Raw genomic sequence first — 16,305 nt, forward strand, 5'->3', positions numbered from 1 at the left:
CGCCGTCCCCGGGGCTGCTCCTTGCGCCGGTTCAGTGAGGGACGGTTGTCATGGCAGTGCTGCGGGTCCGGCAGGGCCGAATCAGAAAAGATCAATTTCGGTTGGCGTTACGGCCGTCCGTCCCTGAACTGCTGCTGCGCTACGGGCTGCGCTACGTCGCCTCGTGGTGGCGGGAAGCGCTCGCCGTTGTCCTCGCGCTGCTGATCTACCGGCGGGCGGTCGATGCCCTCGGGCCGGTCGGCGGGCGGGGGCTGCTCGTCGGCCTGGTGCTCGTCGTCGCCGGAGTGCCGCGGCTGCGCGCTGCCGTTCTCGGCTGGCTGCTCGGCGGGCGGCTACGCCGACGGTGGGCGGCGGCCTGCCGGGCCTGCGGCCTGGAAACCACGAGGCACACCGTGCTGCGAACACCACGGATTCGCCGGGCCTGGCGCGGTGCGGCCGGCTGGCATCTGCGGATCACCCTCGCCCCCGGACAGTCCGTGGACGACCTCCAGCAGGCCGCACCCCGGCTGACCGCCACGTTAAAACTCCGGGAACTGCGGATCTCCCCGAACCTTGCCCGCGCCGACCGGGTCGGCGCGGTCCTGGTGCACCGGGAAGTCCTGGGCCGACCGATCCGCGCGGACCTGCTTCCCCCCGGCGATCCTGGTGATCTCGACCGGCTGCCCATCGGCGCCCGGGAAGACGGCACGGCCTGGCTGCTGCCCCTGCGCGGCTCGCATGTCCTCGTCGCCGGTGCGACCGGCGCGGGCAAAGGATCGGTGTTGTGGTCGACGATCCGGGCGTTGGCCCCGGCGATCCGTGGCGGCCTGGTTGAAATCTGGGCCTGTGATCCCAAAGGTGGCATGGAGTTAGCGTTCGGCGAGCCGCTGTTTCACCGCTTCGCGGTCGACACCCCATCGATCGCGGATCTACTCGCGGACGCGGTCCGGGTGATGAACCGGCGCACCGGCCGGCTACGCGGGGTCTCCCGGCTGCACAAACCGTCCACCGATGATCCGCTGATCATCGTCCTGGTCGACGAAATCGCCAGCCTCACCGCATATGTCGCGAACCCGAAGCTGAAAAAGCAGATCGCGGCATCCCTGTCCCTGCTGCTCTCCCAGGGACGCGCCCCCGGGGTCGTCGTGGTCGGCGCGGTCCAAGACCCCCGGAAAGAGGTACTGCCGCTACGAGACCTGTTCCCCGTGCGCATCGCGCTGCGGATGACCGAAGCCGACCAAGCCGACATGGTCCTCGGCAACGGCGCGCATGACCGCGGCGCACGGTGCGAACGCATCCCCCGCGCCCTGCCCGGTGTCGGCTACGTCCTCGTCGACGGCGACCCCACCCCCGTCCGGGTACGGGCCGGCTGGCTGGCTGACGACGACATCCGCACCATGGCCGCGCACCACACCCAACCCGCCGCGCAGCCCCCGACGCACCGCCCGGCAACCCCGCCCGTCCGACCGGCCGCGCTACCGCCCACCACCGCCGGGCAGGGCTGGACCCCCGACCTGACCGCTTTCCCCCCGCCCCCGGTAGGCCGCACCCGACCGGGGGCACCCGGCAGCGTCCAAGGCGGCGGGAAAGCCGGGGAGGAAGACGATCCGACGATCCCGCTCCGCGGCTGGCGGTCACCTCCACCCCCCGCTCTACCCCCCGCACCCCCGTCGATCGACGCGGACGACGGCAGTCCCGAAGCCGAAGCCGCCTGGCGGGCCTGGGAAGCCCACTTCCCCGGCGAACCCGGCTAAATCACCCACCGGCCAGGACCCCGGCCGCCCGGCACCCTTCCCCTTTTTCTCCTTCGTCGTGCCCCCCGGACACCGCTGCCGGCGTCGGGCGGCTCGACCCTGCCCACAAGGAGCCACCCACAGTGACACGCCCTATCGATACCGTGACCAAACCGGGTGAAGGGACGGTGGCCGGGGGCTGCACACACCCCATCCGCCTCGCTGGCCACACCGATCATGTGGACATCACGACCGGGGAGGTACGTCGGGCGTTCTCCTCAGCCGGACAGCCGGGCGGGGTGGTACACGTGCGGTGCAACAACCGGCGCGCTTCCGTCTGCCCCTCCTGCTCCAAGCTCTACCAGCGAGACGCCCGGCGGATCGTGCTGTCCGGGCTGGCCGGTGGCACGAGCGTGCCCGACACGGTCAGCGGTCATCCGGCGCTGTTCGTGACGTTGACCGCCCCGAGTTTCGGCGCGGTGCACTCCCGCCGCAGCAAAGGGAAGCGGGGCGAGGCGCGGGCGTGCCGGCCTCGGCGGGGCGAATGCCCGCATGGACGGCCGGCGGGCTGCCACGCCCGGCACCGGGACGGGGATCGGTTGCTCGGAACACCGCTGTGCCCGGACTGCTTCGACTATCCGGGCGCGGTTACGTGGAACAGTCTCGCGCCGATGCTATGGAAGGTCACCCGGGATCGAATGGAATCGGCGGTCGCGGCGGCGGCGGGGTTGACGGTGGCCGGTCTGCGCCGCGTCATACGGATCACCTGCGTGAAGGCAGCGGAAATGCAGGCCCGCGGCCTGGTCCACCTACACGCCGTCATCCGGATCGACGGGCGCGGCGAGAACCCGAATGACCTCGTGGCACCACCCGCGTGGGCGACAACAAAGCTTGTCGCCCACTGCCTGCGCACAGTCCTCGGGGAAGTGGCCATACCTGCTCCCGACCCGAACCACCCCGGCGGCGTGACCCTCGTGCGCTGGGGTGACCAGCATGACCTACGCCCCATCACCCTGGACGGACCCGCCACAAGCGGGAAGATCGCAAACTACCTCGCCAAGTACCTCACCAAGAGTGTCACCGCCGGCGGCCTGCTCGACCGGCCCGTACGTAGCCTCGGGCATCTCGCCCGCATCCCCCTCAACCCCCACGCCCGGCGGATGGTGGAAACCTGCTGGCAGCTCGGCCAGGACGAGGACTTCACCGCGGCACTCGACGAAGCCACCGGACGGCAACCCGGCCGTCTCCCCGCTCTGATCCGCTGGTCCCACGCGTTCGGCTGGGGCGGACACTGGATTTCCAAGAGCCGCCGGTACTCCACCACCTTCGGCACACTGCGCGCCGCACGCCGCACCTGGGCACGCACCATCGGCGCCGTCCTGGCAGGCCGTCCGGTCGGCGACGCCTTCAGCCGCCCCGACAACGACCCCCGCACCACCATCCTCAGCACCTGGCGCTACGCCGGACGGGGCACAACCCCCGACATCGATGCACACAGCCGGAGCGGACACGGACCCCCATCCCACCGCGCGACCCTAACCCCGACCACCCGCGGCGGAGACGACGATGCCTGAGCAGACACCCGCGCGTGCACCCCTGTGGACCGTGCACGACCTTGCCCGCTACCTCGGTGTCCCCGTCAACACCATCTACAAATGGCGCACCACCGGCGACGGACCGCCGTCCCTCAAGGTCGGGCGGCACGTCCGCTACCGCGAACAGGACGTCACGACCTGGCTGACTACCTGCGGTAACCAGACTCACGAGTAAACCTGTGCGCCCCACGCCGCCCGGCCAGCGTCCCTCGTACCGGGCGACCTGACGGGGAACATGACGTGCATCATGTTCCCCGTCAGGTCGACCCGTCCGGCCGGCGTCCGGAGACCGAGTGGAAGACGGCCGGAAACCAGCAACGACAAAGATCGAAAGACGTCGACTGATCCACTCAAAGTACGGGATAAGTACGGGATGACCTTGCAGGAAAATCGACTGCTGCGCGAGAATCGCCTGTGCTGCAAGGGTTCTGGTGGGGCGGGTGGGGCTCGAACCCACGACCGACGGATTATGAGTCCGCTGCTCTAACCGGCTGAGCTACCGCCCCCTGGATCGATCCCCCCCAGCGTCTCACAGCGTGGAGGACGTCTCACAGCGTGGAGGACATCGACGACGTACAGCCTAACGGCTACCGCCGGGTGGCATGCGTCCGCTCGTCTGGCCGCGGAGAGGAGCCCAAGAACAAGACTCACCGGAAGTGGACGACCACGGAATGCCGAGGCGGCACGGATCGACGGCGGCACGGATCGACGGCGTCCCGGGTCGACGGCATTCCGGCGCCGCCGCCGTCCCGGCGACATGCCCAGGTCAGCGCCTGTCCGGCGCCGCTTGACCGCTCGATCCGGACTTGTGATGCCGAGACGACATCCCCCGGCTATGCTCACCGTGCTGATCCGCTCACGCGGCTTGTCCCGATCTGCCGCCTGCCGAAGAGCGATGAATGACCGCTGATCCCGAATCCGCCTGGCAGCGTTACACCGTCTCCGCCGAGCTTCTGTACCGCGACGACACGGCCGACGCCCTGCGCGGCCGGGACTTCGACGCCGCGTTCCTGCTCATGCGCAAATGGGACCATGTCAGCCAGGACCGCCTAGCCTCCTCCATCGAGGGGTTCAGCCAGTCCCGGATCAGCGGCCGGTCCGCACCCACTACGTCGTCGACAACAGCCGCCACACCCGCAGCAACCCCGCCGACCGGCTACCAGACCGTCGCCATCACCAACGGCTACACCCGCACCCTGCACACAGCAGGGCCCGACCACATCATCGACTCACTCACCGAACTCCTCGACCTCCTCGCCTGACAGCGAGGGCGCGGACCTCAGGCCACCTCCCAGCCGGTCAACCCAGCCGACTGTACTGTAGATGGCACCGAGGACACGAAGGCCGCTCCGGCAGGGACCGCCGGGTGTCACTATTGGTGCCTTCACAAACGGCTCATACCTCATAGTGCCTCTCGGAGAGTACGGCGAGCCGGGCACCGCCCATCACGAGTGGGACTTTCGAGTCGTGTCTCGTCAAGGTTCCCAGGTAAACACCAGGATGTTCGACTGCAGCGGTGGCGCAGTTGAACACGCGTGTTGTCGCCGGAGTCGGGTGTTCGCGCCGCACCGGCCCCGGCGTAAGCTTGAAAACCGCGGATTAGCCCCGGCCAAGCGGTGCTCTGCCTGGCCGGGCTCCCCGGGAATACCCCATCCACTGCTGCTCAACGCCGAGGATTGGCCGGAAGGCGAAGAGTGCGTTCCACCGCACGCCGGCAGCCGGGCGTCCATCAACGAGGTGATCGAGGCAGAACGTTGTGCGTTGAAAGGGCCGTGCGCAATCGTGTACCCGGTCGACCTGGCGCCATGCCATGCGCGCCGTCGGGTAACTGTCGGCTGTCCGTTCACCATCTCTGACCGCGGAGGCGCAATGCTTTGTCGTCCGAGCCACCCCCAACCTGCCGTCACTCGCCCTTGGAGTGGGGCGGATGCGTGACGACCGAGACGTCTTCCGGCGGTTGACCGATCTGTTCGAGTCCGGCTCGGTGTCCTACCGGATGATCCCGCATCCGCCCGAGGGTCACACCGACGTCGCCAGCCGGCTGCGTGGCCACCCCCTCCAGCAGGCCGCCAAGTCCCTCGTGGTGCGGGTGGCAACGGGCAGGCGTTCCCGGCGCTACGTGCTCGCCGTGGTCCCCGGTGACCGTCGGGTCGACCTGAACGCGCTGGCCGACCGGTATGGCGGCCGAGAGGCCTCGTTCGCCGCCCGTGAGGTCGCCGAACGTCTGGCGGGCAGCGTCAGCGGATCCATCACCCCGTTCGTCTTCTCCCCCGAGCTGGACCTCATCGTCGACGAAGGCCTGCTTATCCACGACGAGATCTACTTCAACGCCGGACGGCTCGACCTGTCCGTCGCCCTGTCCGTCTCGGACTACCTGGTGCTGGCCCGGCCGACCGTCGCGCCCATCGCCGCCTGACGCCCTGGGCGGCCAGGAGCCAGCGCCCCGGCCCGTCGCACTCGGCACTCCTTCGTAGACCGCCGGACCTCCGGACCACCGGATCTCCGGACCACCGGACCTCCGGACCACCGGACCTCCGGACCACCGGCGAAGGATGGGTACCGGAGCTGACCGAGATCGATCTCTGCCGCGAAGGGGGCCGAGATCTTGACCATGCCGGTGAACCCCTTTCCAGCTGGGCTCAGCGTGCCCTGGGCTCTCCTGGGCTCTCCGCGCCACGACTGTTTGCGAGGTGCGGACAGAGCCACCCGCAGTGAGCTTCTACCCAGGCGAGCACAACCGATCCCGACGATCATGCCCACCCCGCCGGTTGCCAGTTACTGATCCATAATCCTAAGTAAGGTTCACCTAAAGCAGGTTAGGCTAACCTCCGTCTCTGGTACGTTCCGTGAAGCCGGCTACGCGGCGGACCGAAAGGAATCGGACGTGTGGGGTGATGTGCTCCCGAACCTGCTCATCGGGCTGCGCGAGGGCCTCGAGGCAGGCTTGATCGTCTCGATCCTGGTCGCGACGCTCGTCCGCGCCGACGAACGCTCCCGCCTGCCGCTGGTGTGGACGGGCGTGCTCGCCGCCATCGCCCTGTCGGCGAGCTTCGGCGCCGTGCTGACATTTGCCGCCGCGTCCATGTCCACGGCGGCGCAGGAGGTGTTCAGCGGGAGCCTCAGCCTCGTAGCGGTCGGTTTCGTCACCGTTATGATCTTCTGGATGCGGCGGTCGGCCCGCGCCCTGTCCGGCGAGATCAAGGGCAAGGTCACCGCCGCGCTGGCACTCGGGCCCGGCGTGCTGATCCTGACCGCTTTCCTGGCGGTGGCCCGGGAGGGTGTGGAGACCTCCCTGTTCATCTGGACGACCACCCGCGGCGCCAGCGAGTCGGCCGGTCCGTTGATCGGCGCCGCGGCCGGGCTCCTCATCGCCGCCGGGCTGTGCGTGGGGATGTACTACCGCGCCGTGAAGATCAACCTGACCAAGTTCTTCACGTTCACCGGCATCGGGCTCATCGTCGTCGCGTCGGGTGTCGCCGGGTACGGTCTGCGCGACCTCCAGGAGGCCGGTGCCCTCCCCGGCTTCGACACGGTCCTGTTCGACCTGCGGACCACCTTCGACCCGAGTTCCTGGTACGCCAGGCTCGTCGAGGGCGTCTTCAACATCACTCCGCGGATGACGGCGCTGCAGGTCACCGGCTACCTGGCCTACCTGGTGGTGGTACTGGCCCTGTTCGTCCGCGGCACCCGCGCCCCCCAACCAGCACAGCCAGCACAGCCAGGAGAACCGGCCGCCGTCCCCGCCGCCAAGAGTTCCGATCGCACGCCGGCCCCGACGCCCCTGACGCCCCCGCCGGCCCCGACAGGGGCGTCGGCTGGCCACCGGCTGCCGCGGTGGGCGCTGCCGGCCGCCATCGTCGCGGTGCCGGCCCTCGCCGCCGGCGCCACGATCCTCGCGCTCGGCCCGTCGTCCAGCGGCGGCAGCGGCGGGACGATCGAGGTGACCGGCGGCTCCTGCGCGGCAGGCTGGGCGGCGCCCCGGTCGGGCAGGCAGACGTTCACCGTCCACAACAGCAGCGCCCAAACGGCGGAGGTCCGCCTCATCGACCCGGCGACCGGTGCCATCCATGCGGAGATCGAACTGCTGGCGCCCGGAACCACCCGAACCCTGTCGGCCACCATCGGCGGGGGCACCTATGCCTGGGAATGCCTGCCGGACGGCGGTAAGCGGCTGCTGTCCGCGAGTCAACGGGTGGCGGGCGCGGCCAGCGGGGCCGCCTCCATCCTCCCCGTGACGGCAGAGACCATGAGCGGCCCGCTGCGCGGCTACCGCGCCTTCGTCACCGTCGGCCTGGTGACGTTGCAGGGCAGCGTCGACACGCTGCGCGCGGACGTGGAACACGGCGACCTGGACGCGGCCCGCCGGGACTGGCTGCCCGCCCACCTCGACTACGAGCGCCTGGGCGCCGCCTACGGCACCTTCGGGGACTTCGACTCCAAGATCAACGGACTGCCTGCCGGGCTGCCCGGCGGAGTGCACGACCCAGACTTCACCGGCTTCTACCGGATCGAGTACGGGCTGTGGCACGGTGAGTCGGCCGCCTCGCTGGCCGCGTCGGCGGTCGGGTTGTCCAGCGACGTAGCGGGGCTGCGGGCGGCATTCCCCACCCAGGAATTCGATCCGAACGACCTGGCCCTGCGCACCCACGAAGTGCTGGAGAACACGCTGCAGTTCCAGCTCACCGGCGCCGCCGATCAGGGCAGCGGCACGGCTCTGGCGACCGCGAGCGCAAACGTGGACGGCACCCGGGAACTGCTCACCGTGATCGCGCCGGTGCTGCAGACCCGGTCGCCCGCCGCGCTGACCGCGGCCCGCCAGCAGTTGGGCGCCTTCGGCGCGCTGGTGCGGCGGGTCGGCAACCCACACGGCACCTGGATCCCGCCGGGACGGCTGCCACTCGCCGACCGGCAGAAGCTGAACGGCAGCCTGGGCGCGCTGCTGGAGACCCTCGCGCCGATCCCCGACATCCTCGAGATCAGGAGTACCGGATGAGCCCCGGGTCCGACGGCGGGCGGATGGGACGCCGCTCCTTCCTCGCCGGAGCCTTCGCCGCGGGCGCCGCGGCCGCGGGCAGCGCCACCACCGTCGCGGCCGGAACCGGCGCTGCGGTGCTCACCACCGCCGCGCCGGCCGCCGCGGCCGCCAGCGGAAGCTCCGACGAGGTGGTTCCCTTCCACGGCGTGCATCAGGCCGGGATCCTCACCCCGCAGCCGGCCGCGGCCATGTTCGCGTCCTTCGACGTCATCGCCGACGACCGGGCCGCGCTCACCGACCTGTTCAAGACGATCACCGCCCGGGCCCGGTTCCTCACCGCCGGCGGTGCTCCGGCCGACCTGGGCACCGTCGCCCCACCGTCGGACAGCGGGGTCCTCGGGCCGACCGTGCCCCCGGACGCGCTCACCGTCACGGTCGGGGTCGGCGCCTCCCTGTTCGACGGCCGGTTCGGCCTGGCCGACCGGCGTCCCCGGCGGCTGGCGCCGATGCGTACCTTCCCGAACGACAACCTGAACCCCGCCGACTGCCACGGCGATCTCAGCCTGCAGCTGTGTGCGAACAGCCGGGACACGGTGTTGCACGCGCTGCGCGACATCGCCCGGCACACCCGCGGCGGCATGCAACTGCGGTGGCGGATCGACGGCTTCCACAGCCAGCCCCGGCCAGCCGGCGCGCAGCGAAACCTGCTCGGTTTCAAGGACGGCATCGTCAACCCCGATGTGACCAGCGCCGCCGACATGGACCGGCTGGTCTGGGTGGACGGTGCGGGCGAGCCGCGCTGGACCACCGGCGGCTCCTACCAGGTCGTCCGCATCATCCGGATGCTGGTGGAATTCTGGGACCGGGTTTCCCTCAACGAGCAGGAAACGATGATCGGCCGGCGACGGGACACCGGGGCACCGCTGGACGGCACCGCGGAGACCGACATTCCCAACTACGCCCGCGACCCCAAGGGCACGGCCATCCCGCTCACCGCGCACATCCGGCTCGCCAACCCGCGCACCGCGGCCACCGACAACTCCCGCATCCTGCGCCGCGGCTTCAACTACGACCGGGGAACAGACAGCAACGGCAACCTCGACATGGGCCTGGTCTTCTGCTGCTACCAGCAGGACATCATCCGGCAGTTCGAGGCGACGCAGACCCGGCTCATCGACGAGCCGCTCGTCGACTACATCAGCCCGACCGGTGGCGGCTACTTCTTCGTGCTCCCCGGTGTCCGGGACGCGAGCGACCACCTGGGCCGGTCGCTGCTGGCCTGAGCGCCGTCGCTGCTATGGGCCGCGGCCCGGCGGTGCGTGATCACCTCGATTGGCACCGCCTTGCCCCTTGCCCGGCCCCCGCCTGCCCGGGCCATTGACCGCGAGACCTGGCCGACCGCGAGACCTGGCCGACCGCGCCTGGGGACGGACGGCCGGGCCGCCGCGGGTGAGATCAGGCCTCGGGTGAGATCAGACGGTGTGCCAGGGGCCGGTGACGGCGTAGGCGATGCCCGGGTCCTGGGTGGCGACGAACAGGTAACGGCCGTTGGTGGAGAAGCAGGAGCCGACGAACTCCCGGTAGATCTTGTCGGCACCATCCTGGAACAGGATCTTGTTCTGGGCGAAGGCGAAGGGGCTGCCCTGGCGGTCGAGACCGACGACGTAGTTGAGCCCGTCGCCGTCCTCACACAACAACGCCCCACCATGCGGGGTGATGCACAGGTTGTCGGGCCCGTCGAAGACTCCGGGCGTGTCGTAGTCGTCCGCGGCCTCGTGGGACGGCAGCAGCGCGACGAGAGTCAGGGTTTCGGCGGCGGGCTGGTACTTCCACACCTGGCCATCGTGGACGGTGGGGGGCAGCGCGGGGTAGCTGACGGAGGCGGGCAGGTCGGCCTTCTTGGCATAGCTGGCGTTGATCCAGGCCGCGTCCCGGGCCCAGAAGGCGCCCTCGAACTTCTTCGACCGGGTCACCCGGTCGGGGCTGGCCGCCGCCAGGGTGGCGGGGCGGCCCGGGTAGGCGAACTGCTTGCGGATCGAGGGCGAGGCGTCGGTCCCGTCCGGGTCGGGAGCAAGCACCGGCACCCACTTCACTGTCAGGCTGGTGCCGACCTTGGTGATCTGGGAAAGGTCGTCGATCGGGTTGCCGGCCGCGGTCCAGGCCTGCAGCGCCTCCAGGCAGCCGCCCGCCGCGTAGTCACCGAACTGGCCCGTCGCCCGGGTCGGGCGGAACCGGTAGAGCAGGCCGTTCGGGCCGCTCGCGTCCTCGGTGAGGTAGGCGAAGTTGGTCTTGGGATCGACCGCGACCGCCTCATGCGCGAAGCGGCCCAGCGCCGTCAACGGCGCCCCGGTGGTGCGGCGGCCCAGCGAGTCGACCTCGAAGACATAGCCGTGCCGCTTGCCACCACTGATGATCGACTCTGTTTCCTCGCACGTCAGCCACGCACCCCAGGGGGTGACCCCGCCGGCGCAGTTGCGGATCGTGCCGGCCAGGCTCACGTAGCGACGCTGCACGTTCGCGTTGACGTCCAGCACGATGTTCGTGGTGCCACCGAACGCGTTCGTGGCCGACCCGTCGTACACCGCGGCCCCGGTGGTCTTGGGCACCACCGGCGTGAACTGCGCGCCCGGGTTCACCGCGTCCTGCTCGTGGTTCTGCACCAGAATCGTCCCGCCCTGCGTCCCAGGAAACGAGCCGGTGCCGTCGAACTTGGTCGGGTACGGCGGGCTACCCGGATCGTCGAGCCGGTCAAACGGCTCGTTGTAGGGCGCCTGACCCCAGGTACCGGCCTTCGCGATCACCTTGTAATGGAAGCCGGCGGGAAGATCGAGCTTGCCGGCCGGGTCGGCCACCAGCGGCCCGTAGCCTCCCGTCGCCGCGCCCACCGGGCTCGCCGCCAGCAGGTTGAACGCTTCGGCGGACAGGACCACCACGGCCCCCGCCGCCGTGCCGTGCCGGAACAGATTACGTCGTGTCAACTCGCTCATGACGCGCAACCCTAGGAACGTGATGTTACCGCCCCTTTACGGAGAGGCCAACGTGTCACGGCCGCATCGTGGCCTTGTGATGAGCGAACGGTCCACCGGCCGCGACCGCGCCTCGACCGACACCGCATCGGCCCCTGCCACCCTGTATTCCCGGCGGGGGAACCCGCCTTATGCTCAACCTGATTCTCAGCGCCGGCGATTTCGCGTCACTCGTCGAACAGCTGCCGGCAAGGCTGGAGGAGTAGGGGCTGCCCCGCCCAGGGAGGGCACATACAGGCACGGAGATTGCCTTCGGCCGGGGGTGGCGGTCCCAAGGTCCCGTCAGAAAGCTTCGTCAGTCCCTGCTGATCGGGGCGGAGCAGAAGGGCATTGTCGAGTCGACGATCCGTCGGTGACCGACTTGAAGGAGCCAGCGTGCCCATCTGGCACATCCGTCCCTACGAGACCGTCGACTACGCGGCGACAGTACGCCTGCTGGAGGAAGTGAGGAGCACCCCGGGCGGCCCGCCCATCAACCTCACCGACACCGTGCTGGCGCTGCGGCACGAACTCCCGGAGACCGAGTCCCCCGCGGTGGTCGCCGTCGCGGGCGAGCATCTCGTCGGTGCCGCGGTCGGGCGCAAGGAGGGCGGCCAAGGCCGGGTGCTCACGGTCGCCATCGCGCCCGCCTGGCGTCACCACGGCATTGGTTCCAGCCTGTTGCAGAGCGTGGAAAACCTGCTCCTGCACGCCGGCTGCCGGCGGATCACCACGCTGATCACCCCCGGGCAGCCGGGTGAGGAGGCGTTCCTCAACCGCGGCTTCACCGCTACCGGGCAGGTACTCTATGACAAGCAGATTCCCCTGCGCCCGGCGGACGTCTCCACCGTCGAGCGGTGGGGCGGCGCGCTGCTGAGCGCCTCCGAGTGGTCCAACCTCGCCGGGATGGAGGAGGAGCGCGCGCTCATCGAGAAGCGGCTGCTGCTGCCGGTTCGGGAACGGGAGCTCGCCGAGGCGTACGGAGTCGTCATCCCGACGGCGATGCTGCTGTTCGGGCCGCCCGGCACCGGTAAGACGTCCTTCGCCCGGGCGGTCGCCGCCCGGCTGGAATGGCCGTTCGTCGAGCTGCTGCCCTCACGGCTGGCCTCCGGCGGCAGTGGGCTCGCCGCCGAGCTGCGGTCAGCGATCAACGACCTCATGGGGGTCGAGCGGGTCGTCGTGTTCATCGACGAGGTCGACGAGATCGCCCAGTCGCGGGAGACCCGACCGGAGAACCAGTCCGTCGTCAACGAACTGCTCAAGGCGATCCCGCAGTTCCGCGGGGTGCAGGGCCGGCTGCTGATCTGCGCGACCAACGCGGTCTCGGCGCTGGATCCCGCGTTCATCCGGCCCGGCCGGTTCGATCTCGTCCTCCCCGTCGGACCGCCGGACGCCAAGGGGCGCCGGGTGCTGCTCGATGGGCTGCTCGACCGGGTCGCAAACAAGGAGGACATCGATCTGGACGCCGTCGTCGCGGCCACCGACCTGTTCACGCCGGCCGATCTCTCGGCGGTCGTGCAGCGCTCCGCTGCCGCCGCCTTCCACCGGGCCGCCGACGGGGTGAAGGTCGGCACCGGGGCGGGAGCGGAAAGCGGCGGGGGCGGCCACGGCCCGACGGTGACCCCGTTGAGCACACAGGACCTGCTGGACGCCGCCCGGCTGGCCCGGCCGACGATCAGTCTTACCGAGCTGGACCGCTTCCGTCGTGACGCGGAGGCCTTCACCCGGATCTGACCTGCCCCGCCCCTGCAGGGACGACCCGCACCCGGATCCGCCTCGCACCCGGATCCGGGTGTTGATAACTTTTGATTTTTCGATATAGAAAAGTATTTCCTGCCCCGATGACGAGGCGCGACACGGGAGAGTTCTCGACGAAACGAAAACCGCAGCGATCTTCCAACCCAACCACAATGAGGTTTCGCCATGACCGACGGAAATCGCAATCTCTACGTAGTCGCCTGCGGTGGCGGGTACCCCGCCGGGGACCTTCCCGCCTTCGTCAGGCAGGTGCGGTCCGCCGGCTGGGACGTGCGGGTGGTCGCCACCCCGTCGTCTTTGCAGTTCATCGACGCGCTCGACACAGGTCACGGGGACGGGTAGCGCAGCAGGGCACCAAGACCGTCGGTCGGTGCGCCGGGCAGATCGGCGGGCAGGACCCGCACGGCCGCGCCGGTGCCCCAAGCGGCCCGCACGGCCAGATCCGCCAACCGGCCGGTGGTCGGTGGTGACCCGGCCCGGCGGGCCAGCCGGGCCAGCGCGCCCGGCTCGGTGGCGACGTCCCCGGGCTCCGGCCCGTACCAGGCGGCCCGGTCGTCGCCGGGGTCGTCGACGACGAGCAGCGTGCCCACCTGAGCGCGGACGAGCGCGGCGAGCGTCGCGGGCACCCCGTCGATCGCCCGGCCGTGTGCGCGGTCCTCGGCGAAGCGGTCGAGCACGGCGCGGGTCCGGTCGCGAACCTCGGCCTCGACCAGCTCCCGCACCTCCTGGGAATGGAACCGGTCGCTCCGCCCGGGGTGACGTCCCCCGTGTTCGAGCTGGTGGACCAGCGGGGTCACCCGGGGCGGCAGATGCTTGCGCAGCAGCTGCACGGCCCGGGCGTCTCCCGCGAGAACCACCAGCGCGGCGTCCACCCGCTCGGTCAGCTCGGTCACCGCCTCGGCGACCTGCGCGGCGTTGTGATCCCACGAGTCCTCGGCACGATCCTGGTAGCGGCGCTGCGACCAGCCGCCGGGGGCATTGCGCTCGATCTCGTCGTCGGAGCCGACGACCTCACCGGCGAACCGCAGTCCGTCCCCGGCCACCCGCAGGTCGGCGCCCGTCCGGTCGGTGAGCACGACCACACAGGGCACGCTGCTCTGCCGGTAGGCAAGCATCGGCAACGTGCAGGGCAGCGAGCCCCAGACGGCCCGGTCCGCCACCTGCCGTCGCAGCCGATGACACCAGACCACCCTGCCATCCGCGGCGCACGCCGCGAGAGCGGCGTTCTGCGGGCCGAGGGACGCCACAACCTCGTCCAACGCGCCCAGCGTCGCGCCATCCGCCCCGTCGGCGGCCAGGCTGTCGCGCAGGCGCCGCCACCGGACCGCCCGATCCGCCGCAATCCCGTCCATCTGATCGGACAGGCCCAGGTACAGCGTCGCGCACGGGCTCGGGACGGCGAACAACTCGTTGATCTCCTCATCTGGGATCACGGCACCGCGGCCTCCTGTTCTCCGCTCCCGCCGGTCGGCGAGCCGATCCTCCAGGGTCCAGGATGGGCACCGACCGGCTCTTCGGTCCGGCCTCTTCGGTTGCTCCCAGCCATACCCATCATCGGCGCGACGGACCGTCGGCCACCCGCCAGGACTTCATCCGGGCGCGGCCGGTATATATTGCTGCTGACGGTCCGAATCGGCTCGAGTTCGACTCTTCGCCGGCCTCAATGATCGGCATCGTCGGCAAACATCGTCGGCAAACATCGAATTCCCTACCTGCCCCCGGCCTGTCCCCGGGGATCGGTCCATAGATCAGTGCTGTGCGCGCTTGTCAAGAGGTCGATGCCGGCCAGGACTTCCGCGGCGGGCCGGGCCTCCAGGCGGCGCCCGTCCCGCAACCGCAGGGAGACCCGCTCGTCGGCTGCCTCCCGGGCACCGATGATCGCCTGGTAGGGCACCAGACGAGCGGCCCGGACCCGCGCGCCCAGGGTGCCGCGCTGCGGACCGGCGGCCTCGGCCCGCAGTCCCCGGTCGGCCGCCTGCCGGACCAGCGCGAGGGCGTGGGGTACCTCGGCGTCGGAGATCGGAAGGGCCACCAGCTGCACGGGCGCAAGCCATGGTGGAAACGCACCGCCGTGCGACTCGATGAGGTGGGCCACGGCCCGCTCCACGCTGCCGATAACGCTGCGGTGGACCATGACCGGCCGGCGCATCGCGCCGTCCGGGCCCGCGTAGCGCAGATCGAACCGTTCTGGCTGATGGAAGTCGATCTGCACGGTGGACAGGGTGGCTTCACGGCCGGCACTGTCGACGATCTGAACGTCGATCTTCGGGCCGTAGAAGGCCGCCTCCCCCTCCACGGCCTCGTAGGCCACCCCCGCGGCGTCGAGGACCTCGGTCAGCAGGGCGGCGGACCGCCGCCACATGCCGGGGTCGCCGACGTACTTCCCGCCCGGCCCCGGCAGGGAGAGCCGGTAGCGGGCCGGGCTGACACCCAACGCGCCGTAGGCCTCGCGGATCAGCTCCAGCGCCGCGCGCGCCTCGTCGGCGACCTGCTCCGGAGCGCAGAAGATGTGCGCGTCGTTCAGCTGGATCGCCCGCACCCGGGTCAGCCCGCCCAGTACCCCCGACAGTTCGGAGCGGTACATGCCACCCAGTTCGGCCATCCGGAGTGGGAGATCGCGGTAGCTGTGCGCGCGGGAGCGGTAGATCAACGCGTGGTGCGGGCAGAGGCTCGGCCGCAGCACCATCTGCTCCCCGCCAAGCCGCTCCCCGCCAAGCCGCTCCCCGCCAAGCCGCTCCCCGCCAAGCCGCTCCCCGCCAAGCCGCTCCCCGCTGAGATCCATCGGCGGAAACATGTCGTCCCGGTAATGGGACCAGTGGCCGGAGATCTCGTACAGCTCCCGCTTGCCCAGCACGGGCGAGTACACGTGCCGGTAACCGGCCCGACGCTCCACGCCACGGATGTACTCCTCCAGGGTGTGCCGTACGACGGCACCGGCGGGCAGCCAGTACGGCAGACCCGACCCGATCAGCGGGTCGGTATCGAAAAGTTCCAGCTCGCGACCGAGCTTGCGGTGGTCGTACACCGTGGTCTCCTCACCTCGCGGCAGGTAGGGCGGGTGACCACAAGGCGAAGCCCCGGGGCATCCACCCCGGGGCTTCGACAGAAGAACGGCTGTCAGCGCGCCGGGACACTCTCCGGCGTCGTCGTCAGGCCAGCGCGCTGCATGTCGTCCAGGTTAGCAGTGCCGCCCCCGCCGCGGTGACAATGACGACAGCGGTGACGGCGGCGTGCGTGACGGCGGCATGCGTGACAGCGGG

12 protein-coding genes and 1 tRNA gene are annotated in these 16,305 nt (G+C 70.4%); 9 read left to right on the forward strand and 4 right to left on the reverse strand.

Annotated elements, in window-relative coordinates; genetic code table 11:
- The first annotated feature begins 50 nt into the window (after positions 1-50).
- The 3 genes from FRANCCI3_RS17130 to FRANCCI3_RS17140 all read left to right on the forward strand — a co-directional run bounded on the left by FRANCCI3_RS17130 (position 51) and on the right by FRANCCI3_RS17140 (position 3,482).
- Positions 51-1,733 carry an FtsK/SpoIIIE domain-containing protein gene (locus FRANCCI3_RS17130; RefSeq protein WP_011437777.1) on the forward strand — a complete coding sequence of 561 codons (1,683 nt, stop codon included), beginning with the start codon at positions 51-53 and terminating at the stop codon, positions 1,731-1,733.
- Between the two features lie 143 nt (positions 1,734-1,876).
- Positions 1,877-3,286, forward strand: a complete 1,410-nt coding sequence (locus tag FRANCCI3_RS17135; RefSeq protein WP_237704544.1) for a replication initiator — start codon at positions 1,877-1,879, stop codon at positions 3,284-3,286.
- The gene (locus FRANCCI3_RS17140; RefSeq protein ID WP_011437779.1) at positions 3,279-3,482 is read left to right on the forward strand and encodes a helix-turn-helix transcriptional regulator; all 204 of its coding nucleotides are present in this window, start codon (positions 3,279-3,281) and stop codon (positions 3,480-3,482) included. The genes FRANCCI3_RS17135 and FRANCCI3_RS17140 overlap by 8 nt, the downstream gene beginning before the upstream one ends.
- Before the next feature lie 254 nt (positions 3,483-3,736).
- On the opposite strand, the gene FRANCCI3_RS17145 is transcribed toward FRANCCI3_RS17140, so the two are convergent.
- A tRNA-Ile gene (locus tag FRANCCI3_RS17145) sits at positions 3,737-3,813 on the reverse strand.
- A gap of 393 nt (positions 3,814-4,206) precedes the next feature.
- On the opposite strand from FRANCCI3_RS17145, the gene FRANCCI3_RS17150 reads away from it, so the two are divergent.
- From FRANCCI3_RS17150 to efeB, 4 genes are all read left to right on the forward strand, one after another.
- Positions 4,207-4,569, forward strand: coding sequence for a hypothetical protein (locus FRANCCI3_RS17150; RefSeq protein WP_011437780.1), 363 nt, complete (start codon positions 4,207-4,209; stop codon positions 4,567-4,569).
- Between the two features lie 665 nt (positions 4,570-5,234).
- On the forward strand, positions 5,235-5,723 hold the full coding sequence (locus FRANCCI3_RS17155) for a YbaK/prolyl-tRNA synthetase associated domain-containing protein (protein ID WP_011437781.1): 489 nt from the start codon (positions 5,235-5,237) through the stop codon (positions 5,721-5,723).
- Positions 5,724-6,191: 468 nt separating this feature from the next.
- A complete protein-coding gene (efeU, locus tag FRANCCI3_RS17160; protein ID WP_011437782.1) occupies positions 6,192-8,300 on the forward strand; it encodes an iron uptake transporter permease EfeU in 2,109 nt (702 codons plus the stop codon).
- Entirely contained in the window at positions 8,297-9,565 is a 1,269-nt protein-coding gene (efeB, locus tag FRANCCI3_RS17165; RefSeq protein WP_011437783.1) for an iron uptake transporter deferrochelatase/peroxidase subunit, read from the forward strand. Before efeU ends, efeB begins: the two co-directional genes overlap by 4 nt.
- A gap of 189 nt (positions 9,566-9,754) precedes the next feature.
- Here efeB and FRANCCI3_RS17170 read toward each other — a convergent pair whose 3' ends face one another.
- Positions 9,755-11,269: an alkaline phosphatase PhoX gene (locus FRANCCI3_RS17170; protein WP_011437784.1), complete on the reverse strand. Its 1,515-nt coding sequence runs from the start codon at positions 11,267-11,269 to the stop codon at positions 9,755-9,757.
- A 414-nt stretch (positions 11,270-11,683) separates the two neighbouring features.
- On the opposite strand from FRANCCI3_RS17170, the gene FRANCCI3_RS17175 reads away from it, so the two are divergent.
- Entirely contained in the window at positions 11,684-13,021 is a 1,338-nt protein-coding gene (locus FRANCCI3_RS17175) for an ATP-binding protein (RefSeq protein WP_011437785.1), read from the forward strand.
- 189 nt (positions 13,022-13,210) lie between these two features.
- Entirely contained in the window at positions 13,211-13,387 is a 177-nt protein-coding gene (locus FRANCCI3_RS24880; RefSeq protein WP_235186951.1) for a hypothetical protein, read from the forward strand.
- Here the strand turns inward: FRANCCI3_RS24880 and FRANCCI3_RS17180 are convergent.
- On the reverse strand, positions 13,372-14,478 hold the full coding sequence (locus FRANCCI3_RS17180; protein WP_011437786.1) for a Vms1/Ankzf1 family peptidyl-tRNA hydrolase: 1,107 nt from the start codon (positions 14,476-14,478) through the stop codon (positions 13,372-13,374). The two genes, FRANCCI3_RS24880 and FRANCCI3_RS17180, sit on opposite strands and share 16 nt — an antisense overlap.
- Positions 14,479-14,753: 275 nt before the next feature.
- Positions 14,754-16,094, reverse strand: coding sequence for a threonine--tRNA ligase (gene thrS, locus FRANCCI3_RS17185; RefSeq protein WP_082456771.1), 1,341 nt, complete (start codon positions 16,092-16,094; stop codon positions 14,754-14,756).
- Between the last annotated feature and the right edge of the window lie 211 nt (positions 16,095-16,305).

It is taken from the genome of Frankia casuarinae, assembly GCF_000013345.1.
In the GTDB taxonomy this organism is placed as follows: Bacteria; Actinomycetota; Actinomycetes; order Frankiales; family Frankiaceae; genus Frankia; species Frankia casuarinae.

Excerpts from the sequence above, each read along its gene's own strand:
- FRANCCI3_RS17140 (WP_011437779.1), top strand. The coding sequence starts at position 3,279 with ATGCCTGAGCAGACACCCGCGCGTGCACCCCTGTGGACCGTGCACGAC.
- efeB (WP_011437783.1), top strand. The coding sequence starts at position 8,297 with ATGAGCCCCGGGTCCGACGGCGGGCGGATGGGACGCCGCTCCTTCCTC.
- FRANCCI3_RS17130 (WP_011437777.1), top strand. The coding sequence starts at position 51 with ATGGCAGTGCTGCGGGTCCGGCAGGGCCGAATCAGAAAAGATCAATTT.
- FRANCCI3_RS17155 (WP_011437781.1), top strand. The coding sequence starts at position 5,235 with ATGCGTGACGACCGAGACGTCTTCCGGCGGTTGACCGATCTGTTCGAG.
- FRANCCI3_RS24880 (WP_235186951.1), top strand. The coding sequence starts at position 13,211 with ATGACCGACGGAAATCGCAATCTCTACGTAGTCGCCTGCGGTGGCGGG.
- FRANCCI3_RS17170 (WP_011437784.1), bottom strand. The coding sequence starts at position 11,269 with ATGAGCGAGTTGACACGACGTAATCTGTTCCGGCACGGCACGGCGGCG.
- FRANCCI3_RS17150 (WP_011437780.1), top strand. The coding sequence starts at position 4,207 with ATGACCGCTGATCCCGAATCCGCCTGGCAGCGTTACACCGTCTCCGCC.